This window comes from Capnocytophaga sp. oral taxon 336 str. F0502 (genome assembly GCF_000411575.1).
Taxonomy (GTDB): Bacteria; Bacteroidota; Bacteroidia; order Flavobacteriales; family Flavobacteriaceae; genus Capnocytophaga; species Capnocytophaga ochracea.
In genome coordinates this window covers 118,966-140,925 of the sequence record NZ_KE150491.1, presented here as the reverse complement: position 1 = coordinate 140,925, position 21,960 = coordinate 118,966, and the positions used below count along the sequence as shown (strand labels likewise).

At 38.5% G+C, this 21,960-nt stretch carries 18 protein-coding genes and 1 pseudogene; 9 read left to right on the top strand and 10 right to left on the bottom strand.

From position 1 onward, the window contains the following. Positions 1-68: 68 nt before the first annotated feature. Positions 69-863, top strand: a complete 795-nt coding sequence (locus HMPREF1528_RS08600) for a lysophospholipid acyltransferase family protein (protein ID WP_009410140.1) — start codon at positions 69-71, stop codon at positions 861-863. Here HMPREF1528_RS08600 and rlmH read toward each other — a convergent pair whose 3' ends face one another. The 3 genes from rlmH to HMPREF1528_RS08585 are packed head-to-tail and all read right to left on the bottom strand — an operon-like array spanning position 864 to position 2,233. Beyond that, the gene (gene rlmH / locus HMPREF1528_RS08595; protein ID WP_016479443.1) at positions 864-1,337 is read right to left on the bottom strand and encodes a 23S rRNA (pseudouridine(1915)-N(3))-methyltransferase RlmH; all 474 of its coding nucleotides are present in this window, start codon (positions 1,335-1,337) and stop codon (positions 864-866) included. 44 nt (positions 1,338-1,381) lie between these two features. After that, a complete protein-coding gene (locus HMPREF1528_RS08590) occupies positions 1,382-1,846 on the bottom strand; it encodes a macro domain-containing protein (RefSeq protein WP_016479442.1) in 465 nt (154 codons plus the stop codon). Between the two features lie 15 nt (positions 1,847-1,861). Next, on the bottom strand, positions 1,862-2,233 hold the full coding sequence (locus tag HMPREF1528_RS08585; RefSeq protein ID WP_016479441.1) for an SMI1/KNR4 family protein: 372 nt from the start codon (positions 2,231-2,233) through the stop codon (positions 1,862-1,864). 371 nt (positions 2,234-2,604) lie between these two features. Between HMPREF1528_RS08585 and HMPREF1528_RS08580 the strand changes: the two genes are divergently transcribed. The 5 genes from HMPREF1528_RS08580 to HMPREF1528_RS08560 all read left to right on the top strand — a co-directional run bounded on the left by HMPREF1528_RS08580 (position 2,605) and on the right by HMPREF1528_RS08560 (position 7,930). Next, positions 2,605-3,363, top strand: a complete 759-nt coding sequence (locus HMPREF1528_RS08580) for a DUF6261 family protein (RefSeq protein ID WP_016479440.1) — start codon at positions 2,605-2,607, stop codon at positions 3,361-3,363. Between the two features lie 119 nt (positions 3,364-3,482). Continuing rightward, a complete protein-coding gene (locus HMPREF1528_RS08575; protein ID WP_016479439.1) occupies positions 3,483-4,226 on the top strand; it encodes a lipocalin family protein in 744 nt (247 codons plus the stop codon). 108 nt (positions 4,227-4,334) lie between these two features. Beyond that, positions 4,335-5,081 (top strand): hypothetical protein, encoded by a 747-nt coding sequence (locus tag HMPREF1528_RS08570; protein WP_016479438.1) that lies wholly within the window; start codon positions 4,335-4,337, stop codon positions 5,079-5,081. Between the two features lie 6 nt (positions 5,082-5,087). Further along, positions 5,088-6,623, top strand: coding sequence for a hypothetical protein (locus tag HMPREF1528_RS08565; RefSeq protein ID WP_016479437.1), 1,536 nt, complete (start codon positions 5,088-5,090; stop codon positions 6,621-6,623). 50 nt (positions 6,624-6,673) lie between these two features. Further along, positions 6,674-7,930, top strand: coding sequence for a hypothetical protein (locus HMPREF1528_RS08560; RefSeq protein WP_016479436.1), 1,257 nt, complete (start codon positions 6,674-6,676; stop codon positions 7,928-7,930). A 101-nt stretch (positions 7,931-8,031) separates the two neighbouring features. Here the strand turns inward: HMPREF1528_RS08560 and HMPREF1528_RS08555 are convergent, their stop codons facing one another. The 6 genes from HMPREF1528_RS08555 to HMPREF1528_RS08530 all read right to left on the bottom strand — a co-directional run bounded on the left by HMPREF1528_RS08555 (position 8,032) and on the right by HMPREF1528_RS08530 (position 15,656). Beyond that, entirely contained in the window at positions 8,032-9,447 is a 1,416-nt protein-coding gene (locus tag HMPREF1528_RS08555) for a S1C family serine protease (protein WP_016479435.1), read from the bottom strand. A 60-nt stretch (positions 9,448-9,507) separates the two neighbouring features. After that, on the bottom strand, positions 9,508-10,860 hold the full coding sequence (gene murC, locus HMPREF1528_RS08550) for a UDP-N-acetylmuramate--L-alanine ligase (RefSeq protein WP_016479434.1): 1,353 nt from the start codon (positions 10,858-10,860) through the stop codon (positions 9,508-9,510). A gap of 54 nt (positions 10,861-10,914) precedes the next feature. After that, positions 10,915-11,823: a hypothetical protein gene (locus tag HMPREF1528_RS08545; protein WP_016479433.1), complete on the bottom strand. Its 909-nt coding sequence runs from the start codon at positions 11,821-11,823 to the stop codon at positions 10,915-10,917. A gap of 5 nt (positions 11,824-11,828) precedes the next feature. Beyond that, positions 11,829-12,911, bottom strand: a complete 1,083-nt coding sequence (murG, locus tag HMPREF1528_RS08540) for an undecaprenyldiphospho-muramoylpentapeptide beta-N-acetylglucosaminyltransferase (RefSeq protein WP_016479432.1) — start codon at positions 12,909-12,911, stop codon at positions 11,829-11,831. 51 nt (positions 12,912-12,962) lie between these two features. Then, positions 12,963-13,913 (bottom strand): hypothetical protein, encoded by a 951-nt coding sequence (locus HMPREF1528_RS08535; RefSeq protein ID WP_034568022.1) that lies wholly within the window; start codon positions 13,911-13,913, stop codon positions 12,963-12,965. A 933-nt stretch (positions 13,914-14,846) separates the two neighbouring features. Continuing rightward, entirely contained in the window at positions 14,847-15,656 is an 810-nt protein-coding gene (locus HMPREF1528_RS08530) for a M48 family metallopeptidase (protein ID WP_016479430.1), read from the bottom strand. A gap of 201 nt (positions 15,657-15,857) precedes the next feature. On the opposite strand from HMPREF1528_RS08530, the gene HMPREF1528_RS08525 reads away from it, so the two are divergent. The 3 genes and pseudogenes from HMPREF1528_RS08525 to HMPREF1528_RS08515 form a co-directional block, all read left to right on the top strand. After that, positions 15,858-18,389 carry an ATP-dependent Clp protease ATP-binding subunit gene (locus HMPREF1528_RS08525; RefSeq protein WP_016479429.1) on the top strand — a complete coding sequence of 844 codons (2,532 nt, stop codon included), beginning with the start codon at positions 15,858-15,860 and terminating at the stop codon, positions 18,387-18,389. A gap of 65 nt (positions 18,390-18,454) precedes the next feature. After that, positions 18,455-19,363 carry a C40 family peptidase gene (locus HMPREF1528_RS08520; protein WP_016479428.1) on the top strand — a complete coding sequence of 303 codons (909 nt, stop codon included), beginning with the start codon at positions 18,455-18,457 and terminating at the stop codon, positions 19,361-19,363. Beyond that, positions 19,360-21,264 (top strand): annotated as a pseudogene (locus HMPREF1528_RS08515) (ComEC/Rec2 family competence protein); the annotation flags it as partial. The gene HMPREF1528_RS08520 and the pseudogene HMPREF1528_RS08515, both read left to right, overlap by 4 nt. Here HMPREF1528_RS08515 and HMPREF1528_RS12395 read toward each other — a convergent pair. Then, positions 21,255-21,959, bottom strand: coding sequence for a CDP-alcohol phosphatidyltransferase family protein (locus tag HMPREF1528_RS12395; RefSeq protein ID WP_016479426.1), 705 nt, complete (start codon positions 21,957-21,959; stop codon positions 21,255-21,257). The pseudogene HMPREF1528_RS08515 and the gene HMPREF1528_RS12395 sit on opposite strands and share 10 nt — an antisense overlap. Between the last annotated feature and the right edge of the window lies 1 nt (position 21,960).

The window sequence follows — 21,960 nt, the reverse complement described above, 5'->3', positions numbered from 1 at the left end:
GTTAATGGGTTAATTTGTTACTATAGTAATTGACTTTTTAGCTCATCACCTAATCAAAAAATTGAACAATGCCTTTATTTAAAAAAGACCCTTTCGGACATACACTTTTCGTAAAACGATGGCTCATCCGCGTTTTTGGTATCCTTACTCACAGCAGGTATGATGGTTTTAACCAACTGAAGATTGAGGGTTCGGACGTTATTCGCGAATTGCCACCACAGAATGTGATGTTCATTTCAAATCACCAGACTTATTTCGCCGACGTAACAGCTATGTTTCACGTGTTCAACGCAAGTCTTAAAGGTCGTAAAGATACCTTGGATAATATGGGCTATCTGTGGAACCCAAAACTCAACATTTATTACGTGGCGGCTTCCGAGACTATGAAATCAGGGATTCTGCCCAAAATATTAGGTTACGCAGGAGCTATACCGGTGAACAGAACTTGGCGCGAAAAAGGGAAAGAAATACATCGCGAAGTCCGCCAAGCCGACGTGGAAAACATAGGTATCGCCCTTGCCGATGGTTGGGTGATTACCTTCCCACAGGGCACTACCTCGCCGTGGAAACCTATCCGCAAGGGTACTGCACACCTCATCAAGCAATACAAACCTGTGGTGGTGCCCATCGTAATCGATGGATTCCGTCGCTCGTTTGATAAAAAGGGAATAAACATCAAAAAGAAAGGAGTGCAACAATCGATGATTATCAAATCGCCTTTGCAAATAGATTACGAAAATGATACGGTTGAAGAAATTGTAGCTAAAATAGAAATGGCTATCGAACAACACGAATCATTCCTTAAAGTTAAGAAATTAGATGGTGAAGAAGCTCCTAAAACAGTAACAACACCACAACCTTAATTACTGATGATGATAGGGCTCATTACGGAGAATCGTAAAAGCACGGTAGAGTTGTTCTACAAAAAATAGGCGTATCATTTGGTGTGAAAAGGTGAGTTTGGAAAGTGATAACTTGCCATTAGCACGGTCGTATACTTCTTTTGAAAAACCATAAGGTCCCCCAATCACAAAGGTGAGTTGCTTGATGCCGGCATTCATTTTCTTTTGTAATTCATCGGCAAAAGCTACTGAAGTAAACTCTTTGCCACGTTCGTCTAAGAGTATCAGATGATGAGACGAAGCTACATTGCCGAGGATAAGCTCCCCTTCTTTTGCTTTTTGTTGCTCTTCCGATAGTGATTTGCTTTTCTTAATATCGGGCAAGAGTTGCAATTCAAAATTGATGTAATACGAAAGTCGTTTTTCATACATATCAATGAGCTGTTGCAAAGCAGGATTATCGGTCTTGCCCACCGCGAGAAGTTTGATGTTCATTATTTTTCAGGATAAAAGCTAAAAGGTAAAAAATAAAAATAAGGTTATAAATCACAAACAAATACTTCGATGTTTTTCCTTAAAAGTGTTTGCCTTATAAGTTTCTCAATTCTGCCCCAAGAGCCTCCTGCCAATCCGCAACCTATGCGAGGCATTTGCACTTTGGCATTTATTTCATAAGCAAAATCGGCTATTTGTTGCAAACCTTTTTTCACTGCCTCATAACGAATAGGCGGGTCACCGTTTTCATCTTTATATATGTTGTGTTGCCCAATGAGATTTGCAACCCATATCTTCTCTTCTACCGACACAAATTGTACCTCTCCCAAGGCAAAATCTTCACCTTCTTTATACCATTGTTTGTATTGTTTTTCGGGGTATTTCCAGCGTTTGGAAAGTGCTAACACAAATCCCTTCCCCCAAGCGCCTATATCATTACAAATATGGGCGATAACAATGTTTCCTTCGGCTTGTGGCACCGTAGCATCTGCTTTTAAATAATGTATCATCGCTTAAATCTTTTATTATTCTTTATCTATAAGTTTTGCCTTTGAAATAATTTCATCAAAACTATCTACCACTTTATCAGTAGAGTCATCATCAAGCCAATATTCCCATACCGAAAAGTCAGTAAGGTCAAAATACAATCGGGCGTCATCGTGCGAGCTGCCAAAAGTAAAAGTATGTTCAGCATTAGGAGCCGAAAAATACTCAAGCAATTCCCATTGATAATAATCTCTGTTTATATAAGAAAACAAATTAGCAAAGCTCCAAAGCTCTATTTCTCTACCTTCATATTCATATAAACAAAAAAACTCAAATTGCGTAAGAACTTCCTTATAAGAATCAGGAAGATTAAGGTGTTGAATTCTTTTTAATTCAGAAGCTCTACTCATATATTATGGCTTTAACTATAATGGCACAAAGGTAATATTTTTTCTTATATTACAAAAATATCACTTCAAGCCGTCACACGCTGTGAAAACGAAAAGCAAAACTATTTTAACTCATCACATACGGTGAAAACGAAAAGCAAAACTATTTTAATTCATCACATATGGTGAAAACAAAAAGCAAAATGGCTTTACATCGTCGGCATTGGTGAAGAACAAAAGCAAAACTACTTTAAGCCGTCACAATCGATAGCGAAAAAAAACAAAATAATTTTGAAATTTTTACATTACAAAATGAAACAGAATGATATTTTTTTATTACCTTTGCCAAAAATAGTCGTGTAAAATCAATTCAATATTTATATTAGTAAGATATGAAAACACCCAAATTAGTAGTGTTGCACACCGCAAACCTACACAACGCAGAATTTAGTCAGTTTATTGCCCGCTTTTTTGAAGATTTTGCGGGCTCAGGTATTTCATTGGAGGCAGACGCTACGTTTAAAGAGCTGTACGAAAGTCTCAACACCAAAATACCGGTCTATAACAAGGCGCTTGAACAAGTGCGCGCCAAAGAAGAGTCTAAAAAAATATCAGAACTCGACAAGGTGCGTGATGCCGATGTGCAAGCCCTGAAAGACAGTATCAAGCCTTATCGCAACGCCAAAACAGAGGCTAAACAAAAAGCCTATCACGCTATTAAATTGGTTTTGGACGGTTATAAAGATGTGATAAAGGACACTTACGAAGAGGAAACCAACCGCGTGAAAACGCTTATCAGCACGCTCAAATCGGCACAATATCAGGCGCAGGTAGAGACTCTGAAGATAGGCGAGTTTCTGAGTGAGCTGGAAACTTCTAACACGACATTCAATGAGCTTTTCTCTCATCGTTCGCTCAAAGACCTTCAAAAAGAAGTGTATAGCGTAAAAGGATTGCGAAAAGAGCTCACCGATATTTACCAAAAACTTTCGGCTTACATCAATGCCAATGCACAAGTAAAATCCGATGAGTTTTTCGTAAAAACCCTCGAGGTACTCAACAACAGCCGTAAATACTACGCCGATGTATTGGCACGCCGTAAGGCAGGAGGGAAAGTTCTCTCCGAACCACCAAAAGAGGAAGGGAAGTAGTGTAAAACCTTCCTCCTGCCCCCTCTCACAGAGGGGGAGCGTAGGGAAGAAAAGAAGGGTAAGGTTTCCTATAATAAAAACAGTAAATTCAAATTTTATTTAATTAAAAATAATCTATTATGAAAAAACTTATCTTTTCGGCACTTATTGCCACAGTTCTATTTGTTTCCTCTTGTGGGAAAGATAACGAAGAGGAAGACAGTCGTTCCCTTTTAGGTACGTGGTATTTTGTCTCACTCACCGTTAAGGATACCGACCATTACCTCGCTAATAAATGCGCACAAGACAGCGAAGTAGCATTCTCTGAAACCGACTACACACATCTGGCTGTGAGTCTGCTATCCAATGGCAATTGTGATAGGAATATCACTAACCACACCTATACTACCGAAGGCAACGTAATTAATTATGTCAATAAGGAGAATAATCAAAAGGGCAGTATGGAGTTTCATATCAAAAACAACGTACTTTCTCTCTCCTACCCAAGTGCTAACGCCAATGGGAAGAAAGATACCTATGTATATAGGCGAAAAGATACTCACGACCCCGCCGTAGGCAAATGGTTTTTAAAGAGAGTAGAGACACACGGAAAAACTATTGACGCCTCTCGCGACGATTGTTATAAAAAAGGCTTTTTGCGAATAGACCGTTTTAGAATCTCCACTCATTTTGCATTTCCTAATGCACAAACAGGCGGTTGTCGCGAAATTGATGACACTCGCCAGTGGATAAATATCGGTGGAAAATATTATCAGGCAGATGACAACAAAAAAGCCACTACCAACATCGCTTTTGAGCTGATAGACGGAGGGAATACCATAAAAGTAACAAATAATAACGAACATTATTATTATAAAAAGTAATGGATTAGGGAAAAACTTACTTTCCTTAATTCCTACCAAAGAAGGGAGGAAGCAATATTAATTTTACTTATCAATAATTTATTCGTAACTTTGTAAAAACAATTTGATATGTCAGTAATAACCCTATTAGAAAAGGCACAACGTATCAACAATGCGATGCCCGCACGTATGGCTCAGCGTCCGCAGGTGAGCGAAACCGTAATCCCCGAAAAGGAATTTATCACTGTAAAGCAAGCGAAGGAAAAATTTAAAATTCCTATCTATCTGAATGATGACGACAAACTATTGCTCCTCAAAGGCGATGTGCTGGTAAAAGGCAACATCACCCGCCAATGGACGGAAGACCTTATGGAAGGCTTACACTGGGAAGGCGATGCTTATGGTATCTTTATCGATGGAAATCTTACCGTTGCAGGTGATATTTTAGATGATAATTACTTGCATCTAAGGGTATCGGGCAACGTGATTTGCGATTATCTCTTCACCTATAACGGTGCTATCTTCATAATGAAAGACCTTTATACTACCTTTGGTCTGTATGGCGAGTATAATGATGGTATGCTTGATGTATTAGGCAATACCAATGCGCCGTATTTCGTAGAAGTTGGACACTATATGCCCGACAAAAGTAAGGTTACTGAGTTTATATTCGTAGAAGCCGAAAACGAAACAGAACAAGAGGATTGCTATCTTCACGACCCTGAAACAGGCTATTTGGAAGAGAGCTGGAAACTCCTCAGACCAGAAGTTTGGGAAGAAAATGAGCTTTTCTCTTATTTTTCTGTCAATCGTTTCTTTCAGTTGGTAAAAAACGGAGAAAATCCACTTATCAGCGTAGATACTTATAAAAAATAATTTGTTATGAACCTCTCTAACCTTCCCTATCGAACTACTTCTTATGACGAGATTGCCGATGAGCTACCTGAGTCGTCTCTCTACAAAGAGCATTACGACACTCGTTGGCAAAATCGCGTAATCGTGATTGACGGCGACTGGATTTTGGACGAACCTTTGGATTTAGACGCTGTCGATGAGCTTTCTCCTTACTACAACCCCGATGACTACGATTCTCTGCCCCTTTTTATCCTCGTAAAAGGCAATATGCAGGCCACCAATATCTACAATGGCGAAATCTGCGGCTCTTGCGGATTAGTGGTTTTGGGCAATCTCACTGCCGAAAATATAGTGGTCGGTGGGCAAGAGATTTTCGTAGGCGGTGATTTGCGCGTTTCGGGATTCTATTGGGGCGATTATAATCACGGAAGCCTTACCGTGATGGGGCATATCAGCATTTACGTGTTCTTGGAAACTGATTACAACCACGATAACAAGCGTTTTGAAGAAAGACGCAATGCCGATATTACCGAATACCTCACCGATGATGATTACGAAGGGCTTTTGTTAGGGGAAAAGCTCGTTTCGTACTTAAAACCCGAATTTTCTTTTGCGTTAGACGATATTTTAAAGATAGATTATATCCCTTGGAGCTGGAAATGCTGGATAAACGATGATATATTCCCTGCTTTAGCCAAAGGTGAAACTATATTCGTAAGCCCTGAAGAAACACAAAAACGTCGCGATGAAATTAGTAAAAAACAAGTACATCTGTTCCCTAATACCGATATTTCGATAGAGAATTTACTTCGTTTTACCTATCCGCCCCTCTTCTCGCTTGTATGTAAACCTGACAAAAACAATCACCCGCGTTTTGAAATGTGGGACGACAATGATGTATTTTACCGCGTCCTTTACGACCCTGATTACGATGCTCATTCTGTTTTTATTCAAAACAATGAAGAATATGGTGTGCTTGCCCAAGTATATAAAGGCGAGTTGCACACCTCAATCAATACTTTTACTGATGAGGGAGTGATTGATATGACTGCAACATCACATCCCGCACATTTTGCGTTCTTAGAAAAAGAGTTTGCTTATTTTTGCAGGCGTTATGAAGAGCTCATCAACAGTCGCATCTACTATCTTTCAAAAGTGAACGAAGCAAACTTCAAGTCGCTTTTAGCCAATGGAAGACTTCAAGATTTCTACGCACAAAAAGGAAAGAATACTGATGGCTACGTAACGCTTCAAAAAGATGATTTCATACTAAAAGTAAGTAACGAAGAGACAACTTCTGCGAGAATTAGCCTCGGTGAGCACAGCAAATACAACGAGGACGGTTCTGTTGCTTATCTGTACTTTCATTATCAGTGGGACGCAGAAAGAAATTGCGTGCTACTCATCAACGAAGACGAAAACGGCGAGGAATATGAAGCAAATTTTGGTAATATCCCTCGATATTATCGTACAATGATTTATTTCAGGAAGTTGCAACTATTATTCCCACCTGTGGAGGAGCAAAACAACAGGGTGATATCCTTTCCCGACGGGAGATTTTAATAATACCAATAGAGACAAGAGATACAAATAACATTTAAAATTGAACTATTATGAAAGCATTTATTTTCGGGCTAATACTTGGGATATTCTCAGTGCAAGCTCAGCAATATCAATTGGATAGTATAAACCATATAGGTTATAGGGTAGATTCGCTCAGTAGTGCCTATCAAGTTACAGATTGGCAACATTATAACGCTAAAAAACATTTATTAGTAGTAGGCAATAACCACATTTTTCCCCAGCGTTATGCTACCAAAACTGTTATTAAGAATGACAAAGAAGACAATGAGATTTATAATGTTTTTTACCGCCAAGATTCTTTGAGTAAAAAATGGAAAGCAATACAGAAAGATGAAACTAAGAGAAAGAAAAATAAACTCATCAATATTAGTTACCTCAATGAAAATGGCAAAAAGTTATCCCCCAGTAGCAAACGCGTTAGCAATACAACAGGTCACATCACCAAAACTGTGTATTACAAATATCTCAATAAGCGTTGGCTTAGAGATACTCGCAATACTTATACCGAGAATGAAAAAGGACGTACAGTGCTTTCTGTTGATGAAATTTGGGATAGTGACGTCCAGCAGTGGCAAGGCGACAAGAAAATTGTACGAAAGTTTGAGAATGATACGCTCCTTAAAGAGGAGATTACTTATACTTTTGGAAATAATGAGTGGTATGAAGACGAAAAAACAGAGTATATTCACCCTAATGAGAATGAAAGAACCTCTATACAGTATGTTTATAGAGAGGATGGGTGGCTACCTACGCAAAAAATCACTTATACAGAAGATAAGACAAACAGAATTTTCACTAATATAGTACAAGTTTGGGATAAAGAGCAAAACAAATGGCAGAATCAGAGTAGACTCACTAATATATTGGGCGAAAACAACCAGAGTACCTCTATTACTTCAGAGAATTGGAATAAAAAGACCCAAACATACGAGATATACTACACTAATAAGTACCGCTACAACAAAAACAATGAGCTTATTGAGTATTTATTCATCAAACCAAACGAAGAAGAAGGGAGAAGCATTTTTGAGTATGACAACGAAGACAATCTGCTGAAAGAAACGAGATATAAACGCACTTCATCAGTGCAAGAATGGCAACCTACTGACCTTATTGAAAATACGCTATCCTCTATTTTATTTAAGGATATTTTAGATAAAGGATTTTTAAGCAATTCGGCGGGAAGAATAGGCAAAAAAGCCCTCAGTGAACAAAAACTCTACCGATATATAGATGGCAAATATTTGCTTTACAGTCATAAAAAGTTTTATTATTCTAAAAGGTAATTGTATATTAAAAAATACCCTACACTTTACATTCCGTAAAGTATAGGGTATTAACATAACCAATTACAGGGTATCAGCATACCCTTTACCATTTAACCATATTAGAAAAAGAATCTTTCTTTTTCTCCTTTTTCGTTCAAGATTTCTAACGAGTTGCGATTGCGTGAAGAAAGAGTAGACATTATATTTTTCAATTCATCTACATCTTTAATGGTCTTTCCATTCACTGAAAGCAACACTTTCCCCACTATATTGATATTATTGTACTCATAGAACTGACCCGCAGCGGTAACCTTCACTCCGTTTTTAGTTTTAAATCGCTTGTGGTCGGTATCTGAAAGGTTTTTCACTTCCAAACCTAAGGATTGTATTACATAAGTAGTATTTTTCTTAAGTGTGATATTAGCAGTGCGTTCTTTACCTTCGCGTACATAAGTTACTTTTAGCATATCACCAGGACGTTTAGAAGCGATGTGACCGCTAAGGTCAGAGTATTTATGTATCTTCACATTATCGATTTGTTTGATAATGTCACCTTTTTTAAGACCGACAGCTCCTGCTCCTGAGTCATCATCTACAGAATCCACATAGAATCCTTCAGTTTCTTTGACGTTGAGTTTTTTGGCTACTTCAGAGTCTAATCCTTGTCCGCGTACACCCATTACTCCGCGTTGTACATTTCCGTATTCTATCAAATCCTCTACCACTTTCTTAGCGATATTGCTAGGCACAGCAAACGAGTAGCCCATATACACACCCGTAGTAGATGAGATAGCAGTATTGATACCAATGAGATCACCATTGAGGTTTACTAAAGCTCCCCCACTATTCCCCATATTCACCACGGCATCGGTTTGTATGAATGATTCTATTTTATCGCTACCACGCTCGCTGATGTTACGTGCTTTTGCACTAATGATTCCCGCAGTAACAGTAGAATTTAAGTTAAAAGGATTCCCTACTGCAAGTACCCATTCGCCTACTTGCGTATTATCGGAGTCCGCAAAGGTGAGGAAAGGTAGTTTTTCGTCGGCTTCTATTTTCAGTAGGGCAATATCCGAAGAAGCATCTGTGCCTATGAGTTTAGCAGTATAAGTTTTATTGTTGTTGAGGGTAACCTCCAAAGTAGTAGCATTGGCAATCACGTGGTTATTGGTTACTATATAACCATCGGGAGTAATGATAACCCCAGAACCTGTACCTACTTGTGTTTGCTCGCCACCTCCATTACCGTAAAAAAGGTCGAAGATAGAGGTAACGCCTCCTTGCGATTTTACAGTGTTCTTCACGTGCACTACGCTATTCACCGTTTTGTTAGCTGCTTCCACAAAGTTGGTTTCACCTGCTACCGTTCTTTCAGGAGTAGTGTGATTAGTTTGCACCAAAGCGGGACGTGAGAGCAAATCAAGCGCCTCTTGTTTGGCATCGTGTTTATCTATAAAGAGTTTATACCCTCCTAAGGTCATAGCTCCGCCGAGGAAGGCAGCAGCTATCATTGTTGCATAATTTTTCATCATATTCTTTGTTTTACTAATTTGTTTTATATCGTAAAACGATTAGGCAACAACTGTGCCATTTTAATGACCGACGGTAAAAGCTTCTTTAATTTTCTCTACTTCAGCTCCTATATCGCCTGCTCCTACAGCAAGTAATAATTTTGGTTGTTTTTTAAGCAATAAAGGTATCAATTCTGCTTTACTCACCAATATTTTCTGTTTAGCCGTCACTTTGTCTAACAATACTTGTGAAGTAATACCTTCAATAGGCAGCTCTCGAGCTGGGTAAATGTCCAATAGAACTACATCGTCAAACTGTGATAGGCTTTTTGCAAAATCGTCTAAAAAGTCACGTGTACGGGTGAACAAATGAGGTTGAAAGACAATAGTTTTAGGAGTGTGTGGGTACATCTCCTCTACCGCTTGGAACAACGCATTAATTTCCGAAGGGTGATGTGCATAATCGTCTATAAAGGCAAAGTTGTCTTCCTTGATAATATATGAGAAACGCCTTTTCACACCTTTGAATGTAGCCAAATGAGGGAGTAACTTTTCAGGGGCAAATCCTGCTTTTACCGCCATCGATACGGCTGCTAAGGCATTGAGTAGATTGTGTCTTCCTGGCTTCAATAAAGTATAGTCTTTATAGACGCCTCCTTTATAATGAAAATCAAAATGGTAAATACCATTCTTTACCGTTATATTTTGGAAAGTATAATCGGCATTATCTTCCAATCCATAGGTCTCACCTTCTATATCTAAACCATTGCGCACTATAAGACTTCCACCTGGTTTTATCTTACCTGCAAACTCTCTAAAACCTTCTATCAAGTGTTCTTTATCGCCATAAATGTCGAGATGGTCGGCATCCATAGAGGTGATACAAGCTATATTGGGCGAGAGTCGCAAGAAGGAACGGTCGAACTCATCGGCTTCTGCCACAGTGTACTCACTGCCTTTCAGTACTAAGTTGCTGTTGAAGTTTTCAGCAATCCCTCCTAAAAACGCACTTACTGAGGCTCCTGCTTCCACTAATAAATGGGCGAGAATACTTGAAGTAGTGGTTTTACCGTGCGTACCTGCCACCGCAAGGCAGAATGTATTTTTGGTGATAAACCCTAATACTTCCGAGCGTTTTACTACTTTGTAGCCATTTTGCTGAAAATAGTTTAATTCCTTATGGTCTTTGGGTACGGCAGGTGTATATACTACCAGCGTAGTGCGCTTGTCTTTAAAAGAGGCGGGAATAGCATTTACATCATCGGTAAAATGTACTTTTATACCTTCTTTTTCGAGCATTTCAGTAATTTCAGTGGGGGTACGGTCATAACCACACACCTTTTTGCCATTGGCATTAAAATAACGAGCAAGGGCAGACATCCCTATGCCCCCTATGCCTATAAAATAAACGTTCTGTATAGGTTGTAAATCCATTTGTATAAAATGCGAAGTAAGAGGTAAGAGTTTTTAATTCTTCACTCAATTACCTCATAATTTTTTAGTTTCTATTAGCTTTTTTGAAGCATCGTATTTGCGAACTTCCTTTTTCTTAGTATCAGTTACAGTGTAATTGTCTAATTTTCCATTCTTGTAGATGGAAACAGTAGTCTCTTTTGTACTGCGGTCTTCACAAGTTTTTTGGCTAATTACTCCTTTGTCATAAGTTTCACGACAATTGCCGTTTTCAGTAACATACCATTTTTCAGTAATTTTCCCAGTTGGGTCATATTTAGTAGTGATTTTGCTATCCACTTGGTCTAACTTCAGCTTCCCGTTTTGGTAAAATTCCTTTGTAGTACTCTTGATTGTATTCACTTCTTTGCTGGGGTTGCCATTCTTGTGGTAAGTAGTAACTACCTGGTCGGCTCCTTCCTTCAAGTTGGTGTGTATTTCTATCTTTTGGGCGAGCTTACCAGCGTGGTCAAACACGTGTCCTTCAATAATGTTCCCTTTGAAGATGTTTTTCTTGCGCAATCTACCTTCGGTATTGAATATGTGTATTTCCGAGAGCTTCCCATTGGCGAAGATATAGGTAGATTTTAGGTTTTTTTCCTTGTTTTCAAACTGCCCTTCACCTACAAACTGCCCGTTGTTGCCTATCTCGAATTCAAAGCGCTGTTCATCGTTGTCAATAACGTAATTCCCTTTCGGCAGAGCTACCTTTCGTGTCATATATGCTTGGCGAATCATATCGCTATTAATACCTGCCGAATTGCCCGATTTAAGGTTTCTTTGTAACTGCAAATATGCGTCGTAATTCACGTATTCCTTCACTTCCACGATGCCTCTTTTAAATTCATCGCTTTTAGTATCTATAAAAAACTGTTTTCCCAATTGGTTTTGCGCAAAAGTAAATGCGGCACACCCCAGTGCTATAAATGTAAAAAGTCTCTTCATCTGTTCTAATTCTTATTTTCTAAGATAATATTTACTATTTCCTCAGTAGCATTAGGCAAAGCCAACGTCTTAATGTGTTGCGACAGGCGCTGCTGTTTTGCCTCGTCGTTTATGAGTTCGGTAAAAGTAGTAGCAAAAGTAGTGCCTAAATCAGTTTCGCGTATCAAAATAGCAGCCTGTTTTTGCTCAATAGCTCGTGCATTTTTGGTCTGGTGGTCTTCTGCCACATTGGGCGAAGGAATAAATATCACAGGTTTTCCCACTACACACAATTCGCTCACCGAGCTGGCTCCTGCGCGAGAGATAATTACATCGGCAACAGCATAAGCCAACTCCATTTTGTCAATAAAAGCTAAAACTTTCACTCGCTCGCTTTCATATTTCTTGTACTCTTCATAATACAGTTTGCCACACTGCCATAACACTTGCACCCCAAGTTTTTCAAATAAAGGCAACTGCTCTTCTACCAGCTGATTGATACGCCTGGCTCCCAAACTACCCCCTAATACCAATAACGTTTTTTGCTCAGGGTTCAGCTGAAAATATGTCAGTCCTTCTGTGCAGTGCTTTGCTATATCCAAGAGCCCACCGCGAATAGGATTACCTGTTTTTACGATTTTCTCTTTGGGGAAGAACTGTTCCATTGCATCGTAAGCCACACATATTTTTTTTGCCTTTTTGGAAAGCATTTTGTTGGTAATACCCGCATACGAATTCTGTTCTTGAATGAAAGTAGGAATACCCATTCCACCTGCTACCTTCACCACAGCACCGCTAGCAAAACCTCCGGTACCTATTACGGCATCGGGTTTAAAACGCTTGATAATTCTCCGAGATTTCAGCAAGCTACTGATGAATTTTAAGGGAAATAGCAGGTTCTGCAAGGTAATTTTACGCTGAATGCCCGAAATCCAAAGCCCTTCAATAGGATAACCCGCCTGTGGTACCTTTTGCATCTCCATACGATCTTTGGCGCCCACAAACAGAATGTCGGCATCTGGAATACGTCTTTTCAATTCATCGGCAATAGCGATAGCAGGAAAAATATGCCCGCCTGTACCTCCTCCTGATATGATAAACTTTTTCATTTCTCGTTCTAATTTGGTGCAAAGGTACGCAAATCTTCACAAAAAGCAATATTATTTAAGCGTTTGCTTAATACTGCTGTTGATAGCCTTAAAAACTTCACTGTTTTGATGAGGCACACAGTCCTGTACCCAATACCACCAAAAATAACCGCCCACGTAGTTCTTTACATATTTAGGCATCGAATAATAGTGCTTAGCTCTTTTCACTTTACTCTGTACAGAGTACTTCTTATAATCGTTATTGCCACACTCCCCTATGCCCAATTTAACACTCGGAAAAATAGACTCTAAATTGTTAAATACCTCTTGCCAATTAGGCTGGTAATTGCCGTTATCATCTTCGTAATAGCTTACTAACACGTAATCCAACTGCTTTTTCATATCTTCGGGGATATATCTTTTTAGCCAATCCTCCATCGTCACCTTTTGGTCACCTGGTTTAAAATAGTAGCTCACAAGCACTGTTTTCGCATTTTTACTGCGGATAAACTTATAAGCACCATAAGCTTTATCGGCAATAAACTGAGGGTTGTCACCCATCCAACCTTCTCCGTTAATTTCATTGCCTACTTCCCAAAAATCCGTATATGCCGAGAGTTCTTTATACGAATCTTGAAATCTCTTTACATAACTATCTACGTTAGTGTATTTTTTCATATCTTCGGAATCGGCAGGTGTTGCCATCACATAAGCTACTTGATGAACAGCCGAAAAAAGCGGTTTGTAATTAGCTATCGCTGTACCCTTGGACATCACAATGCGCACCGTAGGCTTTACAGGCATCGCCTTGATAGCACTTACAATCTGCTGAACAGTAACTCCGGTTTCCTCCCAACTGTCGTCTATAGTAATGCCATACAAATAGGCATTCGTAGGGGTATTAGGTTTGGGGTTATCAGGCTTGGGTTTATCTGGAATTGGCTTATCAGGGGTAGGTTTATTAGGGTCTGGTTGGGGAACTTCGTCATTGTTTTTATGGCAAGCTATAAAAACGATTGCCATACATAGGTATAATATTCTTTTCATTTGTTAAACAATTTTATTCTGAAAGTGCAAAGGTACTATTTTTATTGCAAACTGCTTCAAAAAATCATCTGAAAAATCAAAATCTACCCTTTCCCCCTCAGCTTTCGCATTTACCCCATTCTTTCTTCGCTTTAGTGTTATGAATTTTACCAAAATTTGAAGCTTTAGCAAAGTTGAAGCCTTCCACTAACCTTCTTTTTATCTCTATTTCAACTCTAACTTACCTTCGCTGATTGTTCGTCTTTTCTTCGTCTTTTCTTCGTCTTTTCTTCGTCTTTACGTCGCTGTGATTCCCCCTTTGGAGGGGGTTAGGGGGAGGTTTTCTTCGTTCTTTGTTCGTCTTTTGTTTATCTGCCCGTGCGGCTCGCACCGTCTTTTGTTCGTCTTTTCATTATCTGCCTGTGCGACTCGCACCGTCTTTTGTTCGTCTTTTCATTATCTGTCTGTCGTGCTACGACTGCCCGTGCGGATCGCACTGCCTATCGTGCTACGACCTCGCATCGGTTTTCTTTTAAAGCTTGTCCCCCTTCGGGGGTTCGGAGGCTTTCGCCACACTGTCACTCGTCATTGATTTGGTATTTTTGGCAAAGTTGAAAACTCCTAATAGTCTCTTTCTTACCTCCATTATATCCTTATTTTGAATTTGTCTTTTGTTCATTCTTAAACCATTATAGATCCACTATAGACCCACTGTAGACCCACTGTAGACCCACTGTAGACCCACTGTAGACCCACTGTAGACCCACCATAGACCCACCCATCGTTCGTTTATCCTATATGCTTTGTATAAGCCCTCACCTAATTAACCATTAACCACTAATCATTAATCACTAATTAAATACCTCCAAAAAGCTATTCGCTTTTTGGAGGTATTCTTATTTTTATCGTACTTTTTACTAATAAAACAGTTTATTTGATAGGCGTTTTAGGCAAGGTAACTTCTCCTGGGTCTTTCCAAAGCCCATCTTTGATAGCTCTTTTTTTAGCCGCTTCAGCACGTTTCTCGCTATCAGGGTGTGAACTCATCATCTTTTGGAATTTACTTTGGGTTGCTCCACCTGAAAGCAAAGCCAATTTCTTAAATGCTGTATAAACAGCCACCACATTATAGCCGTGTTTCTTCATAAAATTGTAAGAATATTCATCGGCTTGTGATTCTTGTTTTTTGCTGTGTTTAGCATCAAGGATAGCATTAGCCATTTCACCCAATTCAGTGTCGCTTAGTTTTCTTACAACCCCCGAAGCCGAGCTTGCAGCATCTTGTGCAGCAGCACGCATATAAGCAGATTTGATAGCATCTTTAGTGTCCTCATTCTTCACGTGACCTATTTCGTGACCGATAACTGCCAATAATTCATCATCAGTCATCAAATCCATCAACGATGAAAACACACGCACACTCCCATCAGCACAAGCAAACGCATTGATATCGGTTACCAGATACACTTTGTAATTGAGCTTCAAACCGTCCTCATTTTGGTGTTTCCCAAACACACGATTCAAGCGTTTAGTATACGGACTGTTTTTGCCTGCTACCGGATTATGAGCATCCATCCAGTCTACTGATTCCTTTGAAAGCCTTTTAGCATCTTCATTAGTAAATGATAAAGCTTGTGCTCCTTTTGTAACGGCACTTGTGGCTTTCCCTAAATTGATTTTTTGAGCTTGTCCGATAGAAAATAGTCCTATAGACATTGCAATTAAGATAAAATTTTTCATTTGAAATTCTTTTAATAATAATGGCGCAAATTTATGCTTTTCTATGGTTACAACAAAATATTTTTATATTTTTCTTTCGTATTAATATTTTTTTTCGTACCTTTGCCCGCAGTGTAGAAGACTGCCTTTTTTCCTGATAGGGAGAAATGGAATAGTTTTTGTTACTACCCAACTATTTAATACAAAACAAGAGGAGATTTTATGAACGATAACTTTTCACCAAGAGTTAAAAGGATATTCACATATAGCAAAGAAGAAGCCATTCGCTTAGGGCAATCTACGGTAGGCACTGAGCACTTTGTGTTAGCCATATTGCAAGAAGGTGAAGGTAGTGCAATCGATTTAATGCACAGTTTAAATATCGATATGGAAAGACTGCGCCAAAACATCCACACGCTCACTTCTGCACGTGGTCTCAACCCTCCTAACTTCAATGCCGTTCATTTCACCGTACAAGCCGAAAGAGCAATGCAGGCTACTTACTTAGAAGCAAAACGCTCCCAGAATGATATGATTAATACAGCTCATCTATTACTAAGCATTTTGCGTAACGAAAACGACCCTACTACTAAAGTTTTCAACAAGCTAGGCGTAAATTATGAAGTAGCAAGAGATAAATTCCAACCCATACGCGACGATAATTATCAAGTCTCATCACCCACCGATGAAGTTGACGAATACGACCGAGACTATAGTTTACCTCACGAAAACAAATCGAGTTACAAAAGTCAGCAACCCAATCAAGGGGGGCAATATGGGCAACGAAAACTCACTGTGTTAGATAATTTTGGTAGAGATTTAACTGCTTTAGCCGAACAAGGTAGTTTAGACCCCGTAGTAGGTCGCGAGAAGGAAATAGAACGCGTATCCCAAATATTGAGTCGCCGTAAGAAGAATAACCCAATACTCATCGGTGAACCTGGTGTTGGTAAAAGTGCCATCGCCGAAGGATTAGCTTTGCGCATTATTCAGAAAAAAGTGGCACGAGTATTGTATAACAAACGTGTGGTAACACTCGATTTAGCTTCGTTAGTGGCTGGAACTAAATATCGCGGACAATTTGAAGAACGCCTTAAAGCCATAATGAGTGAACTCGAAAAGAATAAAGATATCATTCTTTTTATTGATGAAATTCACACCTTAGTGGGAGCTGGTGGTGCCTCAGGTAGCTTAGATGCCTCTAATATGTTTAAACCTGCCTTAGCACGTGGTGAAATACAATGTATTGGAGCTACTACCTTAGATGAATATCGCCAATCTATTGAAAAAGATGGCGCCTTAGAACGCCGTTTCCAAAAAGTAATCATCGAACCAACAAGTGTAGATGAAACCATACAAATCCTTCGCAATATAAAAGGAAAATACGAAGAACATCACAACGTAACCTATACCGATGAGGCTATTGAGGCTTGTGTAAAGCTCACTAATCGTTATCTTACCGACCGTTATTTGCCCGATAAAGCTCTTGACGCCTTAGACGAAGCTGGTGCAAGAATACATATTATGCAAGTAAAAGTTCCACAATATATCGTGGAATTGGAAGAACGTTTAGAACAAGCTACTAAAGCCAAAAACAGAGCTGTTTCACGTCAGCAGTTTGAAGAAGCTGCCCGTTTGCGCGATAACGAGAAAATTATCGAAAATTCATTAGTCGAAATGAATAAGAAATGGGACGAAGAATCTAAACAACACCGTGATGTAGTAACTGCCGACCATATTGCCGATGTAGTCTCAATGATGAGCGGCGTACCTGTAAACAGAATTGCTCAAACTGAAATGAGCAAGCTCTCAGGTTTATCCGAGATAATGAAATCCAAAATCATTGGTCAAGATGAAGCGGTAGAAAAGGTAGTAAAATCTATCAAACGCAATCGTACAGGCTTAAAAGACCCGAATAAACCTATAGGCTCTTTCATCTTTTTAGGACAAACAGGAGTTGGGAAAACACAACTCGCTAAAGTGCTTGCCAAAGAACTTTTCGATTCAGAAGAAACAATGGTACGCATTGATATGAGTGAGTATATGGAGAAGTTCTCAGTTTCTCGTCTCATAGGAGCTCCTCCAGGGTATGTAGGTTATGAAGAAGGCGGTCAGCTCACCGAGAAAATACGTCGCAAACCTTATTCTGTGGTGCTTTTAGATGAGATAGAAAAAGCACACCCCGATGTTTTCAATATGCTTTTACAAGTGCTTGACGATGGTTTCTTAACTGATAGTTTAGGACGAAAGATTGATTTTAGAAATACTATCATCATTATGACCTCTAATATAGGAGCTCGTCAAGTAAAAGATTTTGGGCAAGGTGTTGGTTTTGGCACTTCAGCAAGAATAGCCCAATCTGAAGCTAATGAGAAATCTATTGTCGAAAATGCTTTGAAAAAGGTATTTGCTCCTGAGTTTCTAAACCGTATTGACGATGTGATTACTTTCAATCCTCTTAGTAAAGAAGATATCTTTAAAATTATTGATATTGAACTTTCTAAACTATACTCACGTATCAACGATTTAGGCTATGGAGTACAACTCAGCCAGAAAGCAAAAGAATTCATTGCAGATAAAGGCTATGACAAACAATATGGTGCTCGACCTTTGAAACGCGCTATTCAGAAATATGTAGAAGACATATTAGCCGAAGAAATAGTATCTAACCAAGTGCACGAAGGCGATAGCATTCACTTTGATTTAGATGAGAAAGGAGAAAACCTCATAATAACGCAAAAAGAACTTATTTAATAACATCAACCTTTTGAACTTTTAGGTGTTCCCTCAAAGTTCAGAATTTAAACGCTCAAATTACTATGTACGTATTAAGAATTTTAGGTTTATTTACACTACTACTCAGCTTATCTTCCTTTTCAGAGGCAGTAAAGAATACCGAAAAGAGTGTAGTTGTAAATACAGCTACCACAAAGGCTGTGGAAAATAAGAGCAAGCCTAAAAAGAAAACATTTTCTCCTCCTAAGAAAGGGAAAAAAGCTACCACCAGAGTGGCTACAACAGCTAAAAAACGTCATAAGTTACCTCCTAAACGCAGTGTAGCTCATCATTCTGCTAAAAAGTCTGTAAAAAAAGCTCCTGTTAAGAGAGCTATAGCTATAACTGATAAAAAGAAAAAGCCTGTAAAAGCAGATATAGCTGTTGCTAAGAGTAAGAGATATGCTCCTAAAAAACACACCGGCAATAAAGCCCTAAAACAATACGCTGAGAATACTCTCGCAGACACTGAATTGGAAGACGACTTAGAAGACGAAGAACTATTTGAGGAACCTGAGAGCTATGAAACTACCGATATAGCGCTTACTGCACTCTCTAAAAGTAAAGCAGATACCAAACAACAGAAAGTATTATTAGATACAGCTTTCTCATATTTAGGAACTCCTTACAGACACGGAGGTGTTACCCGTAATGGTATGGATTGTTCTGGTTTTGTAAGTACTACTTTCAAATCTATTTCAGTGCCATTATCTCGCTCCTCACAAGAAATGGCTACACAAGGAACTAAAATTGACTTGGAAGATGTAAAAGTAGGCGATTTACTTTTCTTCAGAACGACTAGGAAAAGCAGAATATCACACGTAGGTATGGTAGTAGATATAGATGGAGATATTAAATTCATACACTCTTCCTCTAAAAGAGGAGTTGTGATTTCTTCATTAAGTGATGAATATTACAAGAAAACATTTCGTATGGCAAAACGTGTAATGTGAGATTTGTAAATACTCCCATATTAACTATCTTATTAGGACTCATAGGAGGGATTGCTATTACTGATGTAATAGCTCCCTCTTTTTTATTTGCAATAAGTAGTTGTATATGCTTACTGCTCACTTTGGCAATACATCAGTTTTTAGCTACCAAACGATATACTTTTCGTCACGGAATTGTAATACACGTAGGTCTCACTTCTGTAGCAGTGGGTATACTGATAACTATCCTTCATACCCCCACCTATAACCCTAAGCATTACACACAAAAACTAAATGCCAATGAATATTACACTTTAGAAGCTGACATAATAGAGCAAACTTCACAAACAGATTACGGCACTACCTTTAAAGCTGAACTCTTAACGGCTAACCATACAAGTACAGAAGGAAAAATTCTGTGCTTTTTCCCTTCTAAAACAATTACCGATGATTTGAAAACATTAGTTCCAACGGATAGATTGGTTTTTGTAGGCAAATATACTCCTATATCTCCTCCTAAAAATCCATATCAATTCAACTATAAACGGTATATGGAGCGAAAAGGTGTATATGGGCGAACAGAAGTAGTTGCTTTTTCTGTTGTTAAAAATAATACAACAGGTTTTATGGGGAGTATTGCGAGAACACGCTCTCATTTAGCTATTGTAATAGACAAACATTTTAATCAAGAGTCTTCTGCTCTGTTAAAAACACTACTCTTAGGAAAACGCACTGATTTAGATAACGAAGTCTATCAACATTATGTTGATGCGGGAGCGGTGCATATCTTAGCTATTTCGGGATTACACGTAGGGATTATTACTGCTATACTCCTTTTATTACTGCAAAAGATGCCTAATTTAGGTTTTTATCGTCCATTGCGATACTTTATACTATTAGCAGGCTTATGGACTTTTGCTTTCATAGCAGGCGCCTCTCCTTCGGTACTGAGGGCTACTGTAATGTTCAGCTTTGTAGGATTGAGTACTCTTATACGCAGGAAACAAGGCAGGTTTGATGCGTTAATGCTCTCAATGTTATTTCTGTTGCTTATCAATCCTTACTATTTGTATGATGTAGGCTTTCAGCTGAGTTATGCAGCGGTATTTTCTATAATGAAATTCTACCCTGTGATGCGCAAATGGTGGCAACCTGAGAATAAATACTTACAATGGATATGGTCACTATTTTTGGTAGGATTATCTGCTCAAATAGTAGTTTTACCTATCAGTTTGTACTATTTTCACCAGTTTCCTATATTGTTTTTCGTTTCTAACTTGGTAGTAGTACCTTTATTACAACCTATACTCATAGGAGGTATCATTGCCTTATGTTTGGGAAGTTTTGGTATTCTGCCTTATGCCATAGTTTTCGTCTTAGAAAAATTAATCGCTTTGATGAACTTTTTGGTAGCATTTATAGCCCATCAAGAAATGTTTATCATACGAAACATACCTTTTACTACTCCCCTACTTCTTTCTTCCTTATTGACGGTGTTCATACTCATTGTTTTTGTACATTATAGGAAATACAAAGTATTGGTAGCACTTCTCTTATCTGTTATTTTATTTCAAGGGGTACTTTTCTATTACAAATATCAATTAGAAACTACTGAAGGAATGCTAGTTTTCAGCAAATATAAACAGAAAGTAATCACTATTAGACAAGGTGATAAACTAAGTATCTATCAAACAGATACAATTTCTCTTGATCCTGTAGTAATGAACTACATAAAAAATAAAGGTATCAGCAATATCGAGCTTAAGAAGATGCCTTATATATTGCGTTTCAAACAAAAAAACTACTTGCTAATGGATAGTTTAGGGGTATACCCGAAATCCAAGCAAGTAGTTATTGATAGTGTTATCTTCTTACAGAAACCTAAAATCAATTTGGATAGAATGAAGCGAGATTATCGCTTAGGTAGTAAGGAAAGAATAATGTACAATAAAATAATTAGCGGAATAACGATTATTTTTAAACTTAGAAGTAAAATGATGCAAAGCGCTAAGAATATATATTTCAACGCATTATTCTTAAAAGAATAATCGCTAAACTTCAACGCAAAGAGTGCTATTTCAGCATTCAACAAGTAAGCACTCAACAAAGTAATCCCTAACAAGACCCACATATTATGCAATAAGCTATCGAATAACTCAGTAGGCTGATATTGTAATATAAGAGGCAAAGAAAGAATAAACATTGTATTAGCTGGGGTAGGAAGCCCTATAAAGCCAGAAGTCTGCCGTGTATCTATATTAAAATTCGCCAATCGATAGGCGGAAGCTAAAGTAATAAGGAAACCAACATAAGGCAACAACATAGCAAAAGTCCCCTCAGTTTGTAATACATAGGTACTATTATTCAACAGCTGAAACATCACAATGCCAGGAACTACTCCAGAAGTAACCATATCGGCTAAGGAATCTAACTGTAAGCCCATTTCGGATTTTACGTGTAGCAAACGAGCAAAAAAACCATCAAAAAAATCGAGGAAGATACCTATTGCTACAAATAAAGCAGCCCAATCAATCGTTCCTCTTACGGCAAAGACAATTGCTACTGTTCCGCAAAGGAGATTGGATAAAGTAATAAGATTAGGAATATATTTCTTCATT

What these genes read in the sequence shown, in the direction of transcription:
- HMPREF1528_RS08600 (WP_009410140.1), top strand. Translation starts at nt 69, where the DNA reads ATGCCTTTATTTAAAAAAGACCCTTTCGGACATACACTTTTCGTAAAA.
- rlmH (WP_016479443.1), bottom strand. Translation starts at nt 1,337, where the DNA reads ATGAACATCAAACTTCTCGCGGTGGGCAAGACCGATAATCCTGCTTTG.
- HMPREF1528_RS08590 (WP_016479442.1), bottom strand. Translation starts at nt 1,846, where the DNA reads ATGATACATTATTTAAAAGCAGATGCTACGGTGCCACAAGCCGAAGGA.
- HMPREF1528_RS08585 (WP_016479441.1), bottom strand. Translation starts at nt 2,233, where the DNA reads ATGAGTAGAGCTTCTGAATTAAAAAGAATTCAACACCTTAATCTTCCT.
- HMPREF1528_RS08580 (WP_016479440.1), top strand. Translation starts at nt 2,605, where the DNA reads ATGAAAACACCCAAATTAGTAGTGTTGCACACCGCAAACCTACACAAC.
- HMPREF1528_RS08575 (WP_016479439.1), top strand. Translation starts at nt 3,483, where the DNA reads ATGAAAAAACTTATCTTTTCGGCACTTATTGCCACAGTTCTATTTGTT.
- HMPREF1528_RS08570 (WP_016479438.1), top strand. Translation starts at nt 4,335, where the DNA reads ATGTCAGTAATAACCCTATTAGAAAAGGCACAACGTATCAACAATGCG.
- HMPREF1528_RS08565 (WP_016479437.1), top strand. Translation starts at nt 5,088, where the DNA reads ATGAACCTCTCTAACCTTCCCTATCGAACTACTTCTTATGACGAGATT.
- HMPREF1528_RS08560 (WP_016479436.1), top strand. Translation starts at nt 6,674, where the DNA reads ATGAAAGCATTTATTTTCGGGCTAATACTTGGGATATTCTCAGTGCAA.
- HMPREF1528_RS08555 (WP_016479435.1), bottom strand. Translation starts at nt 9,447, where the DNA reads ATGATGAAAAATTATGCAACAATGATAGCTGCTGCCTTCCTCGGCGGA.
- murC (WP_016479434.1), bottom strand. Translation starts at nt 10,860, where the DNA reads ATGGATTTACAACCTATACAGAACGTTTATTTTATAGGCATAGGGGGC.
- HMPREF1528_RS08545 (WP_016479433.1), bottom strand. Translation starts at nt 11,823, where the DNA reads ATGAAGAGACTTTTTACATTTATAGCACTGGGGTGTGCCGCATTTACT.
- murG (WP_016479432.1), bottom strand. Translation starts at nt 12,911, where the DNA reads ATGAAAAAGTTTATCATATCAGGAGGAGGTACAGGCGGGCATATTTTT.
- HMPREF1528_RS08535 (WP_034568022.1), bottom strand. Translation starts at nt 13,913, where the DNA reads ATGGCAATCGTTTTTATAGCTTGCCATAAAAACAATGACGAAGTTCCC.
- HMPREF1528_RS08530 (WP_016479430.1), bottom strand. Translation starts at nt 15,656, where the DNA reads ATGAAAAATTTTATCTTAATTGCAATGTCTATAGGACTATTTTCTATC.
- HMPREF1528_RS08525 (WP_016479429.1), top strand. Translation starts at nt 15,858, where the DNA reads ATGAACGATAACTTTTCACCAAGAGTTAAAAGGATATTCACATATAGC.
- HMPREF1528_RS08520 (WP_016479428.1), top strand. Translation starts at nt 18,455, where the DNA reads ATGTACGTATTAAGAATTTTAGGTTTATTTACACTACTACTCAGCTTA.
- HMPREF1528_RS12395 (WP_016479426.1), bottom strand. Translation starts at nt 21,959, where the DNA reads ATGAAGAAATATATTCCTAATCTTATTACTTTATCCAATCTCCTTTGC.